The 17352-nt window shown below is 35.8% G+C and carries 25 protein-coding genes, 1 pseudogene and 1 riboswitch; of the genes and pseudogenes, 19 read left to right on the top strand and 7 right to left on the bottom strand.

Annotated elements, in window-relative coordinates; genetic code table 11:
• Positions 1–81: 81 nt before the first annotated feature.
• The 8 genes from mobA to N0O92_RS13585 all read left to right on the top strand — a co-directional run bounded on the left by mobA (position 82) and on the right by N0O92_RS13585 (position 7786).
• A complete protein-coding gene (gene mobA / locus N0O92_RS13620; RefSeq protein ID WP_315615210.1) occupies positions 82–696 on the top strand; it encodes a molybdenum cofactor guanylyltransferase in 615 nt (204 codons plus the stop codon).
• A gap of 186 nt (positions 697–882) precedes the next feature.
• Positions 883–2019 carry an MFS transporter gene (locus N0O92_RS13615; protein WP_315615209.1) on the top strand — a complete coding sequence of 379 codons (1137 nt, stop codon included), beginning with the start codon at positions 883–885 and terminating at the stop codon, positions 2017–2019.
• The gene (gene fdhF / locus N0O92_RS13610) at positions 2020–4143 is read left to right on the top strand and encodes a formate dehydrogenase subunit alpha (RefSeq protein WP_315615208.1); all 2124 of its coding nucleotides are present in this window, start codon (positions 2020–2022) and stop codon (positions 4141–4143) included.
• Positions 4144–4171: 28 nt separating this feature from the next.
• Entirely contained in the window at positions 4172–4714 is a 543-nt protein-coding gene (locus N0O92_RS13605) for a 4Fe-4S dicluster domain-containing protein (RefSeq protein ID WP_034633364.1), read from the top strand.
• A gap of 15 nt (positions 4715–4729) precedes the next feature.
• The gene (locus N0O92_RS13600; RefSeq protein WP_315615207.1) at positions 4730–5263 is read left to right on the top strand and encodes a Rieske 2Fe-2S domain-containing protein; all 534 of its coding nucleotides are present in this window, start codon (positions 4730–4732) and stop codon (positions 5261–5263) included.
• Entirely contained in the window at positions 5256–5447 is a 192-nt protein-coding gene (locus N0O92_RS13595; protein ID WP_315615206.1) for a hypothetical protein, read from the top strand. Before N0O92_RS13600 ends, N0O92_RS13595 begins: the two co-directional genes overlap by 8 nt.
• Before the next feature lie 138 nt (positions 5448–5585).
• Positions 5586–6296 carry a Crp/Fnr family transcriptional regulator gene (locus N0O92_RS13590; RefSeq protein ID WP_315615205.1) on the top strand — a complete coding sequence of 237 codons (711 nt, stop codon included), beginning with the start codon at positions 5586–5588 and terminating at the stop codon, positions 6294–6296.
• Between the two features lie 305 nt (positions 6297–6601).
• Positions 6602–7786: an MFS transporter gene (locus N0O92_RS13585; protein ID WP_315615204.1), complete on the top strand. Its 1185-nt coding sequence runs from the start codon at positions 6602–6604 to the stop codon at positions 7784–7786.
• Between the two features lie 74 nt (positions 7787–7860).
• Here the strand turns inward: N0O92_RS13585 and rraA are convergent, their stop codons facing one another.
• The 4 genes from rraA to N0O92_RS13565 form a co-directional block, all read right to left on the bottom strand.
• The gene (rraA, locus tag N0O92_RS13580) at positions 7861–8337 is read right to left on the bottom strand and encodes a ribonuclease E activity regulator RraA (protein WP_315615241.1); all 477 of its coding nucleotides are present in this window, start codon (positions 8335–8337) and stop codon (positions 7861–7863) included.
• A 157-nt stretch (positions 8338–8494) separates the two neighbouring features.
• Positions 8495–8629, bottom strand: a complete 135-nt coding sequence (gene yhfH / locus N0O92_RS13575; RefSeq protein ID WP_315615203.1) for a protein YhfH — start codon at positions 8627–8629, stop codon at positions 8495–8497.
• Between the two features lie 171 nt (positions 8630–8800).
• The gene (locus tag N0O92_RS13570) at positions 8801–9232 is read right to left on the bottom strand and encodes a TIM barrel protein (RefSeq protein ID WP_315615202.1); all 432 of its coding nucleotides are present in this window, start codon (positions 9230–9232) and stop codon (positions 8801–8803) included.
• Between the two features lie 33 nt (positions 9233–9265).
• Positions 9266–9496: a hypothetical protein gene (locus tag N0O92_RS13565; protein ID WP_315615201.1), complete on the bottom strand. Its 231-nt coding sequence runs from the start codon at positions 9494–9496 to the stop codon at positions 9266–9268.
• Between the two features lie 112 nt (positions 9497–9608).
• Between N0O92_RS13565 and N0O92_RS13560 the strand changes: the two are divergent.
• Positions 9609–10187 (top strand): annotated as a pseudogene (locus N0O92_RS13560) (peptide-methionine (S)-S-oxide reductase MsrA); the annotation flags it as partial.
• Between the two features lie 57 nt (positions 10188–10244).
• Here the strand turns inward: N0O92_RS13560 and N0O92_RS13555 are convergent.
• The gene (locus N0O92_RS13555; RefSeq protein ID WP_315615200.1) at positions 10245–11309 is read right to left on the bottom strand and encodes an AbrB family transcriptional regulator; all 1065 of its coding nucleotides are present in this window, start codon (positions 11307–11309) and stop codon (positions 10245–10247) included.
• A 185-nt stretch (positions 11310–11494) separates the two neighbouring features.
• Here N0O92_RS13555 and N0O92_RS13550 point away from each other — a divergent pair, with 185 nt between their 5' ends.
• From N0O92_RS13550 to N0O92_RS13530, 5 genes are all read left to right on the top strand, one after another.
• Positions 11495–11788, top strand: coding sequence for a Dabb family protein (locus tag N0O92_RS13550; protein WP_315615199.1), 294 nt, complete (start codon positions 11495–11497; stop codon positions 11786–11788).
• Between the two features lie 111 nt (positions 11789–11899).
• On the top strand, positions 11900–12712 hold the full coding sequence (locus tag N0O92_RS13545) for an endonuclease/exonuclease/phosphatase family protein (protein WP_315615198.1): 813 nt from the start codon (positions 11900–11902) through the stop codon (positions 12710–12712).
• Positions 12713–12817: 105 nt separating this feature from the next.
• Positions 12818–13024, top strand: coding sequence for a hypothetical protein (locus tag N0O92_RS13540; protein WP_315615197.1), 207 nt, complete (start codon positions 12818–12820; stop codon positions 13022–13024).
• A 234-nt stretch (positions 13025–13258) separates the two neighbouring features.
• Positions 13259–13374, top strand: a riboswitch (SAM riboswitch).
• A gap of 90 nt (positions 13375–13464) precedes the next feature.
• Positions 13465–13845, top strand: coding sequence for a peptide-methionine (S)-S-oxide reductase (locus N0O92_RS13535; RefSeq protein WP_315615196.1), 381 nt, complete (start codon positions 13465–13467; stop codon positions 13843–13845).
• Positions 13846–13967: 122 nt separating this feature from the next.
• Positions 13968–14177 (top strand): hypothetical protein, encoded by a 210-nt coding sequence (locus N0O92_RS13530; protein ID WP_315615195.1) that lies wholly within the window; start codon positions 13968–13970, stop codon positions 14175–14177.
• An 82-nt stretch (positions 14178–14259) separates the two neighbouring features.
• Here the strand turns inward: N0O92_RS13530 and N0O92_RS13525 are convergent, their stop codons facing one another.
• Entirely contained in the window at positions 14260–14469 is a 210-nt protein-coding gene (locus N0O92_RS13525) for a hypothetical protein (RefSeq protein ID WP_315615194.1), read from the bottom strand.
• A 194-nt stretch (positions 14470–14663) separates the two neighbouring features.
• On the opposite strand from N0O92_RS13525, the gene ytxJ reads away from it, so the two are divergent.
• From ytxJ to N0O92_RS13510, 3 genes are read left to right on the top strand one after another with little or no spacing between them, the layout of a single operon-like run.
• The gene (ytxJ, locus tag N0O92_RS13520) at positions 14664–14984 is read left to right on the top strand and encodes a bacillithiol system redox-active protein YtxJ (RefSeq protein WP_315615193.1); all 321 of its coding nucleotides are present in this window, start codon (positions 14664–14666) and stop codon (positions 14982–14984) included.
• Positions 14981–15220: a glutaredoxin family protein gene (locus N0O92_RS13515; protein WP_315615192.1), complete on the top strand. Its 240-nt coding sequence runs from the start codon at positions 14981–14983 to the stop codon at positions 15218–15220. The genes ytxJ and N0O92_RS13515 overlap by 4 nt, the downstream gene beginning before the upstream one ends.
• A 60-nt stretch (positions 15221–15280) precedes the next feature.
• Positions 15281–15766: a GNAT family N-acetyltransferase gene (locus N0O92_RS13510; protein ID WP_315615191.1), complete on the top strand. Its 486-nt coding sequence runs from the start codon at positions 15281–15283 to the stop codon at positions 15764–15766.
• A gap of 213 nt (positions 15767–15979) precedes the next feature.
• Here the strand turns inward: N0O92_RS13510 and N0O92_RS13505 are convergent, their stop codons facing one another.
• On the bottom strand, positions 15980–16612 hold the full coding sequence (locus N0O92_RS13505) for a cell wall hydrolase (protein ID WP_315615190.1): 633 nt from the start codon (positions 16610–16612) through the stop codon (positions 15980–15982).
• A gap of 235 nt (positions 16613–16847) precedes the next feature.
• Between N0O92_RS13505 and N0O92_RS13500 the strand changes: the two genes are divergently transcribed.
• Both N0O92_RS13500 and N0O92_RS13495 read left to right on the top strand, forming a co-directional pair.
• Positions 16848–17066 carry a hypothetical protein gene (locus N0O92_RS13500; RefSeq protein WP_315615189.1) on the top strand — a complete coding sequence of 73 codons (219 nt, stop codon included), beginning with the start codon at positions 16848–16850 and terminating at the stop codon, positions 17064–17066.
• Entirely contained in the window at positions 16985–17287 is a 303-nt protein-coding gene (locus N0O92_RS13495; RefSeq protein ID WP_315615240.1) for a GNAT family N-acetyltransferase, read from the top strand. The genes N0O92_RS13500 and N0O92_RS13495 overlap by 82 nt, the downstream gene beginning before the upstream one ends.
• Positions 17288–17352 lie beyond the last annotated feature (65 nt).

The following is a 17352-nucleotide window of genomic DNA, read 5'->3' as shown; positions in this document are numbered from 1 at the left end:
ATTATAAAAATGAAACTGTGACAGACTTAACAGTTTTAATGGACTGTTAGATTTATAGTGTAAGTACGAGGGGGTGAAGTAATGCAGCTTACTGGAGTTATATTAGACAGTGAAAGTTATAAAATAGATCAAGATCGACTTATTAGCTTACTTAAACTTGGTGAACAAACGATAATTGAAAGACAAGTGATGGAAATGAAGAAAATCTGTGATGAAGTGATTCTTGTCACAAATAACCCATTTGTATACTTACCGTTGTTTGGCAATAGCATTCGAATCATTACGGATTACTTTAAAGGAGCGGGAACATTAAGTGGAATGCATGCTGCCTTATCACTAGCAAAGAATCAATCGTTATGGCTTGTAACATCGGATATGCCATTGTTAAATTCAGAGGTCATTTTAGACATGTTAGAACTGAAAAATAAAACAGGGGTACAAGTGATCGCACCAGAATTTAATGGGAACTTACAATTATATCATGGTGTTTATGACCGGACATGTTTGAATGTTACAAAAGAATTAGTAGAAAAAGAAGAACAAGGCTTAATGAAAATTCTTGAAAAAGTTTCATTTAAGGTTCTGACTTTAGATCATGTACATGATCAAGTGAAGAAAAAAATTTTTTCTATGCGTATTCAAACGGAAGAAGACTACGAAAAAGTCGTACAAGACACAAAAGATCATGCCTATTAAATGAATATGATAAAAAGCGAGAGACCTCCATCCACAAAAAAGGTATCTCGTTTTTGCTTTTTTAGGAAACGAGTTCATCAAATGTTCACCGAGGATGAATCTGTTGTGATGAACATCACAGTTAAACATTGATAGAAAATCTACAATGAACCTATCAAACTAAGAGATGCAGTTAGGAGTGGCAAAATGAGCCAAATTGAAAAATCATTTTATTCAAAAGCAAGTATGTATTCTTTTGTTATTGTTATGGTACTTATTTTCTTAATGTGGATTGGTACAGGACAATTCTCTCATATTGATTTAATGTTGTTTGGTTATTTGATATCGTCCTTTGTGTTTGCAATTGGAATGACAATTCGCTTATGTGCGTGGGCTGTTAGACCAGCCACTCATCAAGTATTAAAAAGAAGCTTTGCGAATATGAAGAAGAAAAAAAGAGCGAAACGTAACTGGAAAGCTATTATAAAAACGGCTTTTGATAATATAATCCTTCAAAAATTCATTTTCAAGCGCGGAATTTATAGAGGGATTATGCATTGGCTGATTGCATGGGGCTGTATTGGTTCATTTGCGATTACATTTGGATTAACGTTCGGTTGGATGCACTTCAAGTTGGTGGACCCTGAAACGTATCAGATGGTTGTAATGGGAATTCCAACTATTACGATGGCAGCAAACGGAATATTTGCTGAACTGGTATACAACGGCTTAAACATTACTGCAATGATGGTGTTAATTGGTGTGACGATGGCACTTATTAGAAGATCACGAAATCAAGATGTAAAAGTCACTCAACGTGTTGAATTTGATTTGCTTCCATTATATATCCTACTTTGGGTGACGGTATCAGGGCTGCTTTTAACCGTATCATATAAGTTTCTCGGTGGATGGATGCACAATTATTTAGCGCTCATCCATCAAATTACAGTCGTTATATTTTTAGTGTATTTCCCATTTGGAAAGCTGTTTCATTTGCCAGTAAGACCATTAGCTACAGCTGTTCCTATGAACTATCAAGAAGTAGTCGGTGTTGATACAAGAGAGTGTACATCTTGTCAAACACCTTACAGCAACGACGATCAGATTGCTGATGTGAAAGAAATTCTTGGCGTACAAAGCTTTGACTTGCAGCTTGCAGACGGTACGTACTTAGCTGATTATTGCCCTAGCTGTCGCCGCAGAATTCGAGTAATGAAACAATTAAACATTCAATCAAACTTACCATCTCCGAATGGACCAATTCAGACCAATAATGGCATTCATATTCCTGGGTTCGGACAAAAACGAGATGATTCTTACTATGAGAAAACGGGGGACGAATAAATGAGTGATTTTCTAGTTAAAGACGGTGTGAAGAATTTACAAAAACCAGGTGAAAAATTAGTTACGACTCATTGCTGTTATTGCGGCATGCAATGCGGCATGCATATACGAGTAAATGAAAAATCTGGGAAGGTTGTGGGGGTTGAACCACGCTATGACTGGCCTGTTACACTTGGTAAAATGTGTCCAAAAGGCGTTACCGCATATCAAACGGTTAATCATAAAGAGCGCATCCTAAAACCTTTAATTAAGAAGAACGGACAATTTGTTGAGTCTAGCTGGGAAGAAGCGTATGACTTAATTGAAAAAAACTTCAAGAGACTTCAGAACGAACATGGAAAAGATGCTGTAGGAGTTTTTGGCGGAGTATCAATGACAAACGAAAAATGTTATTTAGTTGGTAAATATGCGCGTGTTGGACTTGGTACAAGATTTTTAGATTACAATGGCCGATTCTGTATGTCATCTGCTGCTGGAGGGTTAATGAAAACTCTTGGGGTAGACCGTGGATCAAGTTTGCCATTGCCAGAGTTTGAACACACAGATTGCTTGTTTATGGCTGGTTCGAACACAGCAGAGTGTCACCCTACCATGATTCAATGGTTGTGGAAGGCAAAAGACAAAGGAGCTAAATTAATTGTTGCCGATCCAAGGGAGACACCAACAGCGCGAGTGGCGGATGTTCATCTTGATTTAAAACCAGGTTCTGATTCAGCTTTGGCTAATGGGATTATGCACTTGTTAGTGGAAGAAGGCTATGTTGATGAAGAGTATGTGAACGAAAGATGTAACAATTACGAAGAACTTAAAGCAATGGTTAAAAAGTTTACACCTGAATATACAGAATCGATTACAGGAGTGGCAAAAGAAAAAATCATTAAAGCTGCTCACATATATGGAAGAGCTCCTAAATCGATTGTGACGTTCTGTCGTGGAATTGAGCAACAAAATAAAGGAGTAGACAATGTAACTCTTTATACGTCGATGGCGTTGCTTAGAGGACAAATCGGAAAATTTGCTTCAGGAGTTGCGACAATCACAGGACAAGGAAATGGGCAAGGTGGTCGTGAGCATGGGCAAAAAGCAGATGCTTTACCTGGATACCGTAAAATTGACAATCCTGAACATGTAAAGTATGTCGCTGGCGTATGGGGCATTAAACCAGAAGAAATGCCAAAAGCAGGGGTTTCGGCGTACGAAATGTTTGATGAAATACAAAATGAGAACATACGTGCAATGCATATTATGTGTAGCAATCCGGCTGTATCCGCACCAAATCTAGAACATATTTGGAACGGATTAAAAAAGCTAGAGTTTCTAGTTGTAAGTGACTTCTTCTTATCAGAAACAGCTGAATTCGCTGACGTTATCCTTCCAACAACAACTTGGGCAGAAGATGAAGGAACAACAACAAACTTAGAAGGCCGTGTTATTCGTGTTCGAAAAGTAACAGAGCCACTTGGAGAAGCAAAAACAGATTGGGAAATCATGTGTGGTATCGCAAAGAGAATGGGGAAAGAGAAATTCTTTAACTATGATAATCCAAGACAAATTTTCGAGGAATTACGGATTGCCTCAAAAGGCGGAAAAGCTGATTATCACGGAATTACGTGGGAACGAATCGATAAAGAAGATGGAGTCTTTTGGCCTTGTCCTTCTGAAGATCACCCAGGTACGCCAACGATGTTTAAAGAGAAGTTCGGAACAGAAGATGGCAAGGCTAATCTTGCAGCTGTTGATTGGGCAGAGCCAGGTGAAACACCGTCCAAAGAGTATCCACACATTTTAACAACTGGACGTGTCGTCTTTCATTATTTATCAGGAACACAAACAAGACGTGTTGACTTTTTAATGGAGCAATGTCCATTGCCATATATCGAGATTCATCCTGAGCTTGCGAGTCAATACAATATTTCTAATAAAGATAACGTGTTAATCTCTAGTCCACGTTCTAATATGACGGTTGAAGCACGAATTACAAAAGCGATTCGAAAAGATACGGTTTTTATTCCTTATCACTGGGGGAAAGAACTAGCGGTTAATCAATTAACGAATCCAGCACTAGATCCTGTATCAAGGATGCCTGAATTCAAAGTAGCTGCAGTAAAAATAGAGAAAATATAAAATCAGAAGCTTACTGGGGGACCTTTCCATGAATAAAATTATGTACCTAGAATTTGAACGATGTATCGGCTGCCGCGCATGTCAAGCGGCATGCCGAGAATGTGGCGATCATGATGCAAAAGAACGAAATTATGTAGAGTACATTGACTTTACAGAAAGCAGACAAACGTTTCCAATGATGTGTATGCAATGTAAAGACCCTGCCTGTGCCCGAGTTTGTCCGGCAAATGCAATTCAGATTACAGAAGAAGGTGTCGTACTTTCAGCAATGGATGAAAAATGTATTGGTTGTCGTAACTGTACATTTGCATGTCCGTTCGGAATTCCTAAATTTGATTTTGAGGAAAACAAAATGTACAAATGCGACATGTGCTACGACCGCTCAAAATATGACATTGCTCCGATGTGTGCATCTGTTTGTCCAAGTGAAGCAATTCGTTTTATTGATTTTGAAGAAATGCAATCATTACGCAGACGTCGTACGCAAATGAATTTAATTGAAGGAAAGAAACCGAGTGAAAATGATAAATGGAAGTATGTTCCTGAATTTTTCGGTGTCTATTCAGATTAGAGAGGAGGTTCAACGATGACTGATCAACCAAAATGCAAACGTGAAAAGCATCAAAGCCAAGATGATATGGTTAATTTAAAGGATAATATTAGTCGGTTTGATGATCTGAAGTTTAATAGGAGGGCCTTTTTGAAAACAGCCGTTGGAGCAACTGTTGCTCTCGGGCTTTCAACTTTGCCATTTTCCGTAAAAGCGTTCTTAGGAGATTTTGATGAAGAAAGAGAGCTAGTTGAAATTGCAAAGTTAGACGATTTACCACAAGGGTCTTCCATCACATTTAATTACCCAACAGAAAAAGATCCTGCCCTATTGATTCACACAAAAGCAGGAGAGTTAAAAGCTTATAATAGTGCTTGTACTCATTTAATGTGTCCGGTTTTTTATGAAAAGGAAAGTGAAGTTTTGCTTTGTCCGTGTCATCAAGGGTACTTCGACTTGAATAATGGTCATCCAATAGCTGGGCCTCCTCAACGTGAGCTACCATTAATTGAGATTGAAGTTCAAAATGGAGTCGTTTATGCAGTAGGAAGGAAGATTCGCCATGGCTAAAACGATTTGTTGGATCATTATCTTTGTTGCTTTAGCTTTAAATGTGGTCATGTTGCAATGGACGATTGAAGCTTATTTAGGATTAGAATTTCATTTAATTTATCGCTACACCACAGTTGCTATGGTTTCATCAGTGATTGCTCTTGCTACTATGTTTAAGTGGAGAAAGATTGAATATAAATAAGGAAGGAAGCCTGTTGGTTTTATTCAGGCTTCCTTTGTTGTCTTTTTTTTATACAATACAGTAACATCCAATTTACATCATCACATACTAATGGTAGGATAAATGGAGTTAATTAGAGTTGAAAGAGAGGTGTCACTTATGGGAAATCATGAACAAAAAATGGTTCGCTTCTTTCAGCAGTTAAGCACAGAAAATCAACAAATGCTTTTATCAAAAGGAACGAAAATCCAAGTGCAATCAGGTTCTGTTCTATTTTCTGAAGGAGATGCCCCAAAATATATTTATTTAGTGTTAGATGGCTTGGTCCGACTAAGTAAAATGACTTCGGATGGAAAAGAATTTTCAGTTAGTCTCATTCAAAAAGATGAACTCGTTGGAGAAACTGGACTTTTTAATGAATTATCAGTAGCTGTTACGGCAACCGTAGAAGAAGATGCCTTACTTGTCCGTTACGAACGGACGGCAATAGAGAAGTTATTTATGCAAAATGGCGAGTTGGCTGTTACGTTTATGAAATGGTCTGCTATTCAAAATCAATCTACACAATCAAAGTTTCGTGATCTCATCTTATGTGGCAAAAAGGGTGGCTTATATTCTACACTTATTCGTTTTAGCAACTCTTATGGGGTCCCACATGAAAAAGGAATTATTATCAATATAAATTTAACGAATGTGGAGATTGCAAATTATATTGGCACAACTCGAGAAGGTGTCAATCGAATGATGAATGAATTAAAAAAGGAAGAAATTATCTATTACGAGAACAACAGAATTGTTATTAAAGACCTTCAATTTTTAAAAGATTTCTTACAATGCGGCGATTGTCCAGTTGAAATATGTACGATTTAACCGTAAGCAGTGATTAAGATATACCTTAATCACTGCTTTTTTGTATGGTCATTTTTCAAGTTAGTGCATTAACATTTAAACAAAATACTATTTTAAACTTCTTAGAAAGAAATGCCATTACGCTTATTAGTTAAGGGGTTTAGGCTTCACTAATCTTTAAAGATATATATTAAAAACTAGATTTAGTGTGATAATTTCTGACAATCTAATAGATTGTTTTGAATATTTCATCTAAACTTGAGCCAATAAAATTCATTCAGCGTAAAGAAATCAAGCATGCATGAAGAGCAAGAGGAGGGTCTTAAATGCAAGTACGCGGGAAAACAGCAGCACTTGTTCTATCGACATTAGCCATGATCATTTCATTTGCTGTTTGGTCTGTCTTTTCACCAATAGCTTCTTTTTTACAGGAGCAATACCAACTTAGTGAGACTCAAAGAAGTTTCATTATTGTCATTCCAATTCTATTAGGATCCATCATGCGTATTCCTATGGGGATTGTTGCTGATAAATTCGGGGCAAGAAAAGTCTATACTTTGACGATGATTTTTAGTGTGATTTCTATGTTTGCTGCTGGGTTTGCCAATTCGTTTGAGGCCTTACTTTTTTGGGCCTTTCTAATTGGAATGGCCGGTACAACTTTCACGATTGCGATTACATATGTTTCAAAATGGTACCCATCACATAAACAAGGATTAGTATTGGGCATTATCGGCATTGGAAATTTAGGAACGGCCGTTGCTTCTTTTACTGTTCCTTCTATCGTTACCTTATTTGGGATTGAGTGGGCTTTTTGGGGCTTAGCGTTCGCTCTTGCCATAATGACCGTGATTTTTTGGCTTGGAACGAAAGAGCTACCTAAAGTCAACAAGGTAAAAACATTAAAAGAATCATTATCAGTAATAAAATATGGAGCGACTTGGGTACTTTCGTTATATTATTTTCTTACTTTTGGTGGATTTGTTGCATTTAGTTTTTATTTACCAACATTACTACAAGAAACGTTTCATTTCTCGGCTGTTAATGCGGGCTTTCATGTAGCGGTATTTGTTGTTGCGGCAACGCTTATTCGTCCACTAGGAGGGTATTTAGCCGATAAGTTTGGAGCCAATCAACTCATTGCCATTCTGTTTACCGGGATCATCCTAACAGCGTCATTTATGGCTCTTTCATTAGATACCTTTTTAATTTTTAGTTTAAGTTGTCTAGGAATGGCTGTGTTATTAGGAGCAGGAAATGGTGCTGTTTTTAAACTGGTACCAGAAGTTTCACCCAATAATACAGGTGCTGTCACTGGTATTATTAGTGCTATAGGTGGCATTGGTGGTTTTTTTCCACCTTTGGTGATGGGAATGGTAAAAGAAGCAACCGGTTCTTATAGCATCGGTTTTATTATGTTAGCTGTTTTTGCGGCAACATGCTTAGTAATTACCATTATTTCAATTATGCGATCAAATACAGTAGTACTTGAACAAACCCATGTTAAATGAGAAAAATCGTAATAGAAAAAGAGTTTGTCCGTTTAGTACAAAGAAACGCGAAAAACTCTTTTTCTATATATCTCTTATTTCTTCAAATTTGATAGCACAATTCCGTCTTCGTCAGCATACAGATATGATTCTGGTTGGAAACTAACACCAGCAAAATACACATCTACATGTTCCTGCCCCTTACCTTGTTTCTTGCTTTTTAGAGGGTGAGAACCAAGCGCAAAGATGCCTATATCCATCTCGTTAATTTGTGCAGTATCCCGAATACAACCATTCACTACAATCCCGGCTATCTCGCGCTTAATCGCGAGATCCGCGAGATTATCGCCGACCAAAGCGCAACTACGCGAGCCACCTCCATCTACAATTAATACACTTCCTTTAGGTATAGTTTGTAATGCTTTCTTTACTAGAACGTTATCTTCAAATACTTTAACGGTGTAAATCATGCCGGAAAAAGAACGGCGCTTTCCATATTGAGTAAAGATTGGTTCTGCAACTTTAATTGTATCTCCATGTTCATCACAAAGATCAGCAGTATAAATAGTCATCACTAAAAAACTCCTCTCTTATCACTAAAAAAAAGAAGTATTTCAAAAGGTTGGCTAAAAAACCTTTTCAAATACCTCGGTAGCAATGATCGTGATTGTGTACTAGGTGTGAACCATTCTATGCTTCGCTATCCATCTGTATTAATACAGAATGCACTTACTGGTGCTCGACAAGTCTTAAGCATTTTTCGCACTGATTTAAATACGATTCATGCATCTCCACAATATCTGTTCCGCAATCAGTACATTTTTTCGGTTCGATCTTTCTGAAGTATTCAGGTGTAGGTGTCATTTTAAATCCCTCCAAATATTTTGTTACTCATATTGTATTATAACAGAGGTCGTAATGCAACTCTGTTTTATAATAAAGTTTAATTTATTTTGCCTATTTTCTAAAAATACAACGAGTTTGTTTTATAACAACAAAGAAAGCTAGTTGCAGTAAAACAACTAACTTTCTATATTATTCGATGCTGCTTTTCATCCATTGTATTTCTGATTGATGTGTAATACCTTCATCTTTTGGTGTCTCAACAATAAAAGGGATGCTTTTTAATTTTTTAGAGGCAAGTAAGTGTTGTAATTGCTCTTTTTTAATATGACCAGATAGTAGGTTTGCATGTCGATCTTTTCGTGATAAGAATGGATATTTTGAATTATTGAAATGGATTGCTTTTAAATGAGGGAGGTAATCTAACTCTTCACCTTTTTCTTCGAGTTCATTCCAGTTATCACCTGTATAGATCCCACTTGCATATGCGTGACATGTATCCAAACAAAACCCAATTTTGTTCGGATTATCTGTTAAGCTGCGAACTTGGCTTAGTTCTTCAAAAGTGATTCCCATGTCTGAACCTGCTCCGGCATTATTCTCGATAAGAAGTAGGGCCGCCATTGTAGCGGATAAGGACGCGGTTTAACATCTCGATCATTTTTTGTAACCTTCTAAAACATCCAGTGATTTTGTTGTCCCAAAATGAACAACAACTCCGATCGAACCACATGCTTCAGCAATCTCTAAATCATTTACTAGCGATGTAATAATTTGCTTCTCTAAGTCTTTCGTTTCGGGAATAAGCCTAGTCGGATAAGGAGAATGAATGATGGATTGTATGTTATGCTTAGTTAATGTAGATCTAACTATTATTAGAATGTACAAATCAATTCATTCATAACTAGGAGGCATCAACGAAATGAAAATCAATCCTTTTTGCCGTAATTCACGTGAAGTTGAAACAATCACACTAGGGATGGGCTGATTCTGGGGTCCTGATGCTCGGTTCGGGCATTTTCCTGGTGTCATTCGGACACGCGTTGGCTACGCTGGAGGTACAACTGCCAATGCGACCTATCGACAAATGGGTGATCATACAGAAACAATTCAAATTGATTATGATCCAAATATTCTAACGTTGGAACAGATATTAGATGTCTTTTGGAGAAACCATCGATCGCGAAATGCCAATGGTTATGGAGGCAGACAGTATATGTCATTGTTGCTTTATCATAATGAAAGTCAAAAAAAGCAAGCGTATTTTATGAATGAAGAATGTTCAAAGAAAAGTCATATTGAAATTCAAACAGAGATTAAACCTTTCGAAACCTTTTACCTAGCTGAAGCTAAACATCAAAAATATTACTTGAAACGCTACAAATCAGCATATCAAACGCTGTTAACTCTTTTTTCTTCCCATGATGCCTTTTTACACTCAACATTGGCTGCTCGATTAAATGGTTTTGTTCGTGAGTTTGGAACATTAGCTCATGTAAGGCAAGAAATAGACGATTGGGGTCTGTCAGATGAGGAGACTGAGTTACTAAAAGTAACGTTTACAAAATTAAAATGGTAGTGGCCATTTAAGTTCAAAATAAAAACCATTTGCTCTTAAGAAAAAGGCAAATGGTTTTTATGCTGCGTTTTGAGTAACTGTTTTTCTGAAATACCATTTCAAAAAAGGCGGAACAAAGATAATGATAATTAGGATGCGAATAAGCTGAAACGCACTAACAATCGCTGGATCTGCCCCGACTATGGATGCTGTTAATACCATTTCAATCAAACCACCCGGAGCTAAACTTAAAATCGCTGTTGCTAAGTCTAATGAAGTTGTTTGAGCTAAAATTACCCCTAATACAAATGATACGACAATCAAACTAATTGACACACCAAAATAAACGATGCTAAATTTTCCACCCATCTTCAGATCTGAAAATGAAATATTCTTACCTAGGCCTATTCCCACTGCTACTTGAGCCATAAGTAAGAAAAATGGATGAACGCTCGATAATTCAACCACACTCATATTTAGTAGAGCCGTTACAGCAAGTGGACCTATAACAACTCCGGCAGGAATCTTATTGCGACATAAAATCCCCGCTATCACTGGAAGAATGAACCATAAATAACGATAGTCCCATCCACCTAGTGAGAAATCTGTTGTAGAAGTCGCAACAGAAGGAGTCACAATCTGAGAAAAGTAAAAGATAATCGCCGCAGGGACAATAAAAAGAACCGTTATTAAACGGACTGTTTGAAAAATGACAACAAGTGAGGATTTTGCATTAAGTGATTCACTAGCAATAACCATTTCGGTTAACCCACCAGGAATCGACCCAAAAACGCTAGTAATCTTATCAACATCAATCCATTTTGTAATATATGAACTTATAAAAATACTCGTTGCAATTAAAAGAATGGTTAGAAAAAGAAAAGCAAATAAATAAGGGCCAATCATCGTGAAAGTTTCAATGGTGAAATATAACCCAAAATATATACCAAGAATTATTAATCCACTATTTTTAATAAAACTTGGCCAGTGGGCTTGCCTTTTTGTAAAGCCTTGCCAAAGCATGACAGCCGTCAATGAACCTAATACCCAAGGCAATGGAAGGTTAGCTATATTAAACAAATATCCACCCAACAATCCAAGAATCACTGTTTCCATCAAACGTAAAAAATCTCCAGTCTTCATGTCAAAACCCCTTTTTCAAGGATATACAAATTATACCATAACATGATCCATTTCGGTTGACGAAATAACTCAGTATTTCAAATATGAGCTAAGTGCTCAAAATCGTACGTTAGAATTGCTTCTTCAAAAATTGTTCGATACAATAAAACTTGGCAAAAAAATGAAGCAGGAAGAAGGAATTGGAAATGATTAATCGTACTGTACTTGTAAAATTTGGAGAAACAACCACACAAGAGCAACTGCAGGAAGTTGTTGACCAATTTAAAGGTTTAAAGCAACACTTAACAGGAATTGTGGATTTACAAGCGGGCCTTAACTTTGCTGAGAAAAGCAAAGAATATCAAGTTGTACTAACTGTTCGTTTTGAAGACAGAGCAGCACTTGATGCGTATGTTGAAAACGAAGAACACCAAAAAGTAGCTGCTTTTATTCGTGAAGTAGGAAGAGTAGACAGCATTGGTGTAGATTTCGAACTTTAATATGAGCTATGAGCCAACCGGTTAGTTGGCTCTATTTTTTTGGATAAATGTACTAACTGAATTTTCTGAATTGTTATGGTATACTTAGATTATCGAAGAAAGGAGGGCTCGATGGACAAGAAACATGCTTTCTTACAAATAGCACTCATTTTTATTTTTTGTGTACATTACTATCATCAATTGAATAAAGAGGAAACACTTATATCAGTACATAATAACAAGCTTTTTTTAGAAGAAGATTTTTTGATAGCGGTTACATCTTATAATATACAGTATGGGAAGGGACAAGATAATAGAGTAGATATTAATAGAACAATCGAAACCCTTCAATCTTTAGATTCGGATATTATCAGTTTACAAGAAGTTGAAAGGAATAGCTTGCGATCCAATTTCATTGACCAAGTGAATGTGATTGCGAAAGAACTTAACATGAACGCCTATTTTTCTCCTTCCTTAGCCTATCCTGGCCTTTACTATGGGAATGCTATCTTAACTACGTTTCCTATTATAAACGAACAAACACTCACATTTTCGAACCGTATAGAAACGAGAACAGCGATCTTTGTAGAGCTTCAAATATCGGACACTCATACCATTCATATCATCAACACCCATTTAGGACTAAACAGAGAAGAGCGCTCAAGAGCTATTGAAGAAATCAATAATAAAATAAAAACGATTGATGGGCCAATTGTTTTAACGGGAGATTTAAATTCCGTACCGAGTCAACAAGAATATCACATTTGGAATGACCGATTAATCAAAAGCAATAAAGGCATACCTTTTCAAACGTATTATAGTGAAGATTGGCAAATTGACTATATTTTCCATAGCTCTGATTTTGCCGTAGATGAAGTAAGTGTGGTTAAAAGTGATGCTTCAGATCACTTTCCAGTAACAGCAAGAATGCTATTATATCAGTGATTTCATTGTTTTACTTAATCTACTATTAAGATACTGGAACAAATTGTTAGTTATTGGTGGTAAACTAAAAGAAAACAAGATTGAACGTCTTTAGGAGGGACCTACTTGGAAACGAAGAAACCAAAATTATCGATGACGGGTGCAATTGTACTTTTAAGTTTTTGTATAGTGTATGCTTCCTTGAATATATCAAGTGCTATTAGAGAATCTTCTAGGAATCATGTAAACACTGGTTTCTATGATTATGAAATAGGCAGGTTTAATGATAATTTCGAAGAACTGATAAAAACACTACAAGAAAACACCGAATAGAAAAAGTTGGGTTTATGATCTCCTGCGAAGGTTTAGCAAGATGCTAATAATTTAGCGCATTGGGAAGAGAAAACAACGCCAAGAAAGTAAATGGCCCCTTAGATACCTCCATGATTTCATGTGTATTTTGTTGAAAAAATCGAATTTTTAAAAAAGTACTTGAATTTCAGATAAGGAATTGTTATTATTAATAACAATTACATGATTAAAAAAAATAATTAAATAGCGATAAACTTCTTATTCAGAGTGGTAGAGGGACCAGGCCCTATGACACCCGGCAACCATTAAGTCGATTTTAGACTTAAACGGTGCTAATTCCTGCAAAGGTTTTAACCTTTGAAAGATGAGAGGATGGATAAAATCATTTTAACCTCTCTTTTCATACAAAGAGAGGTTTTTTGATGAATAGAAGGCTTATCGCTCAAAGGAGCGAGCAAATTATGGAAAGAGCAGTGTTTGGAGCAAGTGAATTTTTTAGTAAAAAACCTTTTTATACAGTTATTCGTGGGATTGAAAATGTTCATGTTGGACAATTAAAAGGGGCAAACATAGATATTGTAGAGATTTGGTTTGATCCGTGGAAAGTATCTTATACAGAAATAGTAGATTTGTTTTTTGATTTACATGACCCAACAACAAGACAAGACCAATCACTAAAAAATCAATCATGTATTTTCTTCACCACTGTTACTCAATTAACAGCAGCTAAACAAAAGAAAAATGAAATAAAACAGATAATAAAAAAGGATGTCGTTACCGAGATTACTCCAATATGTGAACATCTGATTGACTTGAAACAGATGAAAGAAATTTCTTACTAATATTGGAGTCGGTTTGTTTTTTTATAATATTTTTCTACTTTATTCGACTTCTACATAGATTCGTTTTATAATAAGCTTACCTATATGTACTCTTTGTTGGTAATCTATTCTGGAGTTGGTAAATGGTGTCGGAACAAATTGACAAAGCTCATCTTAGAAATTACGTTCAACGGCTGATATGTAAAAAAAATGCTTTGTTTGAACAATTGAATAATGAGAAACTTATTGAGATAAAACAAATCAATCTAGGTGAAGTTAAAGGGATTGATTTAATCATAAAAGAGATGATAAAAGAGTTTGATCTGTCTGAAGATGATTTTGAGGGTCTATAGACTATTTAAAAGTACATACTGATCTATGTTAACAAGAAACCAAGGTGAGATTCACCTTGGTTCTTGTTTTTTACTGTTATGACTAATGTTGCTCTTGAGCAAGTTGCTGATTTCTGATTTTCCTTTTCTTTTTATAGCTACGATATTCAATTAAACAGATTGTGCCAAACAATATTGACGCAAGGATATGAATGAACATATTAGATTGCATGAAATTGTTAACTATTTGATAAATTGAGTACAAAGCTAATAACCCACTAAAAATGATTAAGAATGGTTGCGTTCGTTTCATGTTATCACCTATTTAGTATAAATTTATTTTTTGAGTAAGCGCTTTCCTTAATTTTACCTGAGATGAATAAAAAAGAAAAGCTTTTATCAAATAATTCTAATAAGAAAAAGAAACAATCGTTTTCATAGTCATTTCTTCCTGATTGTGGTAATGTAATTGAAAAGTATTCAACAATAGGATGGTGTTACTTTACGATGAAACAACTAACAAGCATTGAAGAGATGAATCAGTTTGTACAACAATCAGGAAAACACTTACTTTTTAAACATAGTACAACCTGTCCAATAAGCGCAAAAGCTCATGAAGAATTTCAGGCTTATGTGAAAGAGACAAACATATCGGCAGCCATTGTGTTAGTAATTGAAGATCGACCAATTTCTAATCAAATTGCAGAACAGTTTGGAATTAAGCACGAATCACCTCAAATTTTCTTACTTGAAGATGGAAAGGTTCGTTGGAATACGTCACATTGGAAAATAACAACACAAGCAATTAAGGAGGCAGTTGCTGAATGAGTAAACAAGTAATTGTCTATTCAACGGATGGCTGTGTCGAGTGTACCTATGTGAAAAAAATGCTAAAGGATGAAGGCATTGATTTTGAAGTAAGAGATGTTATGGCTAGTGAGGAATATCAAAAAGAAGTGGAGAAATTTGGTTTTATGGGTGTTCCCGTTACAGTAGTAGGCGATCAAGCTGTAAAAGGGTTCTCGCCGGAACTGAATGAGCTTATTGCTAGCGTAAAAAAGTAAAAAAGTTGGGAGTTGTCAAAGTGACAGCTCCCTTGTTATCTAGATGGGGGAGGTAGTCCAATGTTCGGTAACACTATGATAAGAAAAGCAAATAATGGTGACATTGTTGACATACAAAAATTAGCGAAAGAAACATGGAACCATACATATGAAGGACTCATTCCAATTGATGTACAAAACAAGTTTATTGAAAGTGCTTATTCAGATGAAAGAATGGAGCTGAGAATAAAGAAATCTTTATTTCTTGTTGCAACCATGAACAAGGAAGTGATTGGCTTTGCCAACTTTTTCTCAAATGAGCTAGAAGCAACTTTAGGTGCTATGTATATTTGCCCGAGTAAACAAGGAAAGGGAGTTGGAAGCCAACTCCTAACTACCGGTATGAAAGAACTTAACAATATAGAAAATATTTATGTTGAAGTAGAAAAAGGTAATGAAGTGGGTGAGGCTTTTTATGAAGCAAGAGGCTTTCGTTTGATAGATGAATACGTCGAAGATTTTTATGGACACATGCTTCAAACGAAACGGTTGGTGTTAAAAGTATAAAACTTACCATTATGAAATAAAGGTAAGTTTTAATGTGTTTAACGTTAGTAACTTGAGGTAGAGTTATAAATGTCTTACGTTGGTGTTGAAAAGAGGTTGATTTCCAAATTAATGACAGCAGACTACGGAGTCGATTTTTCAAGCAAAAGAGCCCTGCTTTCATTAATTTGGCTTAAATGAAATGCTTTTAATAAAGAAATAACAACCGAGTAGTTAATTTTTAAATACATGTTGTCCAATGACAACCGTTGTTTCTCTTGTATCTAGCCATCGGTTTGTAGCAATGTCTGGGTTATAAAAGAACAAAGAGTCTTCGGTTATATTTCTCATATCAGATATTGCCGCTGCTACTGCCTCAATCGATTCCTCATCCGCTGGTTTGTTCACTTGACCATTGGAAACGGGTTGAAATTGTCTTGGTTCATATATGACTTCTTCTATCGTATCTGGAAATTCTGAGCTTTCTACCCTGTTTAACACAACATCCGCTACTGCCACTTTTCCTTCAAATGGTTCTGTTTGAGCTTCAGCTCGTACAATTCTTGCTAATAAATCTAATTCGTTTTCTGAAAGAACAAGCTCGTCAGTATAGGTTTCGTTACTATAGGCTTCTACCGAATTGGATTCGGAAGTAGGATTGCTTTTATGTAAGTTGATTTCCTGTCCAACAAGAATGAGATCAAGATTTGTAACCTGTGGGTTAGCCCTTGCTATTTCTTCTAATGTCAAACCGTTTTGGTGTGCGATTTTGGTCATCGTGTCACCCTCTTGCACAGTATAGGCAAAAGTTGGAACAGCAATAAATAGGGCTGCTAGGAATGTTAGCAGATAAATTAGTTTCTTCATGAAAAATCCTCCTAGTTTTTATCGTTTTTAAGAGATCCTATTAATTTATCCCTATGAAAGAATGAACTAGAATAGTATTACAATATGTTTACATAGATATTACAGAAGCTTGGGTGAATTATATCAATTTATAAGACAGACACTCTATTATATTCGTGCTAACACTATTAAAATGGGATTAGCGTTTAATATAACAATAGAGCAGTACTAATAATTAAGGTAAGGGGAATGTAAAATGGAATATTATCAAGCATCGCTCTCTGATGTAGAAAAGGTTTCTGAATTATTTGATCAATATAGACAATTTTATGATCAAGAAGAGGATAGGAAAGGGGCTTACGACTTTATTAAAAGCCGTATTATCAATCAAGAATCAATCATTTTGTTGCTAAGGATCATGAACGTTTTGTTGGTTTTGTTCAGCTGTATCCAACCTTTACATCGGTTTCGATGAAAAAAGCCTGGATCTTAAATGATTTGTATGTAAAAAAAGAGTATAGAAGATCAGGTGTAGCGCAACAGTTAATACAATTATCAATAGAATTATGTAATGATACAGGCGCAAAATTCCTAAGCTTAGAAACAGCAGCAACAAATATAAAAGCACAAAATCTATATAAAAAGATGGGTTTTGTGAATGATCAATCATTTTTAAGTTACACGTTCCAATTATAATATACGGTTCCAATTATAATATACGGTTCGAATTATATAGAACATCAAGGATAACATCTAAGGAA

The sequence above is a fragment of the Alkalihalobacillus sp. MEB130 genome (assembly GCF_032335535.1).
In the GTDB taxonomy this organism is placed as follows: Bacteria; Bacillota; Bacilli; order Bacillales; family Bacillaceae_D; genus Halalkalibacter.
Note: the sequence above shows the minus strand (reverse complement) of the source record. Positions and strands in the feature narration are given on the sequence as shown.